1 pseudogene is annotated in these 354 nt (G+C 33.3%); it reads left to right on the top strand.

From position 1 onward, the window contains the following. Window positions 1-85 (top strand): annotated as a pseudogene (locus CP370_RS09625) (integrase); the annotation flags it as partial. Between the last annotated feature and the right edge of the window lie 269 nt (window positions 86-354).

Below are 354 nucleotides of genomic sequence, written 5' to 3'. Positions count from 1 at the left end.
TTCAAGTGAAGCCATGACTTTAGCTTATTTAGGCTTGGATCAAGCAAGTACAGAAAACATGTTGAACCAAATTGATTTTGGGTAAATTAGTTTGACTTTGTTGTCGCCAACGGCGACTTCTAATACAGGTTTTAATGGGGTTAACACAACATAGAATTTATTCTATGTGTAAGTGCGCATTGACCTCGTTTCACTTGGTCTGCTGATAACCATGAAATCAGTTTTTGCCGTTGTTTAATTGACTGTATTTTTAATTCAATTTATGTTTGCACCTAACTAAGATTGTTATGTTTTAAATATTTAAAAAGTGTTGCAGATCCCACTGTTTTAAGCCAATTTTTTTAATCGTTCTGT

The sequence above is a fragment of the Lactobacillus sp. UMNPBX19 genome (genome assembly GCF_002553805.1).
GTDB lineage: Bacteria > Bacillota > Bacilli > Lactobacillales > Lactobacillaceae > Lactobacillus.
Note: the sequence above shows the minus strand (reverse complement) of the source record. Positions and strands in the feature narration are given on the sequence as shown.